The 2,100-nt window shown below is 56.4% G+C and carries 3 protein-coding genes; 2 read left to right on the forward strand and 1 reads right to left on the reverse strand.

The window, feature by feature from the left end:
• Positions 1-630: 630 nt before the first annotated feature.
• Positions 631-1,182 carry a ribbon-helix-helix domain-containing protein gene (locus GKC30_RS14780; RefSeq protein ID WP_155935742.1) on the forward strand — a complete coding sequence of 184 codons (552 nt, stop codon included), beginning with the start codon at positions 631-633 and terminating at the stop codon, positions 1,180-1,182.
• A 36-nt stretch (positions 1,183-1,218) separates the two neighbouring features.
• Here GKC30_RS14780 and GKC30_RS15175 read toward each other — a convergent pair whose 3' ends face one another.
• The gene (locus GKC30_RS15175) at positions 1,219-1,344 is read right to left on the reverse strand and encodes a hypothetical protein (RefSeq protein WP_269203858.1); all 126 of its coding nucleotides are present in this window, start codon (positions 1,342-1,344) and stop codon (positions 1,219-1,221) included.
• Between GKC30_RS15175 and GKC30_RS14785 the strand changes: the two genes are divergently transcribed.
• Positions 1,343-2,041 carry a relaxase/mobilization nuclease domain-containing protein gene (locus tag GKC30_RS14785; RefSeq protein ID WP_196772919.1) on the forward strand — a complete coding sequence of 233 codons (699 nt, stop codon included), beginning with the start codon at positions 1,343-1,345 and terminating at the stop codon, positions 2,039-2,041. The genes GKC30_RS15175 and GKC30_RS14785 overlap by 2 nt on opposite strands.
• Positions 2,042-2,100: the final 59 nt, after the last annotated feature.

Below are 2,100 nucleotides of genomic sequence, written 5' to 3' on the forward strand. Positions count from 1 at the left end.
GGTGGTCATGACGTTCTCCTCTTCGGGTTTGGTGAAGCTTAGTAACTCCATCCATACCCCGATCAGGGACGGCATGACCACTTCCTCTTGGAAGGGCCAAGTGTCAGGTTATAACCATCTCACTTCATTCAAGCCCTTCGCAGGGCAATATCCCATCACACCCGTAGCATGACCGGATAGCGGATAGGCGTCATTCTGAAGGGTACAACCTCAAGGCGGCCGACTTGGGAGGCTTACAGAGGTCAGAGGTAGGCTTACACGCCGAGAAGGCAGGCTTACACCCCAAGAAGCCAAGCTTACACGCCGAAAAGGCAGGCTTACACCTGAAAGGCAGGGATACACCCTTGCAGGGTAGGGATACACGCGAAAAGGGCAGGGATACACTCGAAAATGGCAGGGATACACCCCGAAACGCCAGGGATACATTTGAATGGCAGGGACACACCCTTGCAGGGCCGGGACACACCCGAAAATGGCAGGGTCACACTAACTATCCGCAGGGTCACACTTAAAAAGAGCAGAGTCACACCTTGATTCACCGATCAAAGCCTTTCGGGAGGCAGACAGGATTTCGGACCCAAAAATTATCAACTATCTGAAATTATTGCATGTGTTCAAAAATAGCGCAAAATGGACTTCAATTCGAGCAAAAAATCGCGTGTTGCAAATGACTCGTTTCTTTTGGGGCAGGATACGCACTTTGTATTACAAAGTGCTTTTGGCTTCGCCAATCCTGCCTTGTCCGCCGACAAGGTAGGGGGTTCCCCCCTCGCTGCCAGGGGCAGCTTCACCCGTTTGGGCCTTCCTAAACGGTCCCGGCCAGGAGGCATGATGAAAAGGAAAATCGTCCCGGTTCGCATGGATGAGGAATTGCTTGTCAGACTCGATGCGCGAAAGAAGGAGCTGGGGGCCAGCGGGCGGTCCGAGCTGGTCCGTGAAGCGGTCCGCCTGTTCGTCAGAAGCGGGCAACCGGAATTGAACCGCCAGATGGTCAGCGAGTTCAAGGCGTGGCGCACGATGTTCCGTGGCGTGGGGACGAATCTGAACCAGCTCGCCATACACATGAATTCAAACTATCCCCTGCCAGTAATCCAGGCCCTTGAAGTCTTGGACAAACTGAACACTGCCTTCAAGGGCATGGCCGACAACCTGAAGAGGATGCGAAATGACCTCGAACTATAGTGCCAGGGAGGAGAAGTTTCAGATTGGGCGGGCGCGTCACAGCAAGGCCGGGACGCTCCCCATGCCCGGAGGGCCTTCAGCCCCCAGGCGGCAGGGACGCACCCCGCAGGCGGTCGTGAAGGTGGCGGGGTGGGCAAGCACCCCTTCATCGGTCAAGCGCATGCTCGACTACATCGCGCGGGCCGACAAGGAGGACCAGGAGCTTGTAGCCCTGGAAGCCGAGGACGGGATTACACGCAAGGGGCAGGCCGAGGTTGACGAGGTGTTCAACGAATGGAAGCCCGACTTCAACAGGAAGTCTTCCCAATCGCAGAAATCGCCGCGCCATGCCGTGCACCTGGTTCTTTCGGCCAAGGCCGAAATCACGAGCAGCAACCTCAAGCACACGCTCATAGCAGCCAGGGCGACCGCTGAGAAACACTTTGGTGAACAGGGATTCAAGTATGCCTTGGGGGTCCACCAGGACGGCAAATACCCGCACGTCCATGTGGTGGTCAAAACGACCAACACAGACAAGCAGGCGAAAAAGCTTCGGCTCGGCCCGGCCCAATTGCTTGAGGTCAGACAAACCTTGGCCCAGGAGTTGACCAACAGAGGGCTTGCCCATGTCGCCACGCGGGAACCAGCGAAACGCAAGGTCCGTCACTCGAACATGAAGGGACCGAAGCCGGACACGCTCAATCGAGTGAAGATCGTCCTGGAGCGGATGGAAAAGGAGCAGCGGCAGTTTGAACGCGCTCTATCCAGGAGCAACCCCAAGGTCCATGTCACCAAATTCCAGAGGCAGCAGGGTATGCGTCCAAACAGCCCCACCTTTTCAGGCAAGCCTTCCTCGGGTAACCATCAGGAGTCTCGGTGAGAATCTGGCTTAGGCCGAATCGTTCTTTGACATGCCTTGCGGCAGCAGGGCCTTGAGGT

The organism is Pseudodesulfovibrio alkaliphilus (assembly GCF_009729555.1).
Classification (GTDB): Bacteria; Desulfobacterota; Desulfovibrionia; order Desulfovibrionales; family Desulfovibrionaceae; genus Pseudodesulfovibrio; species Pseudodesulfovibrio alkaliphilus.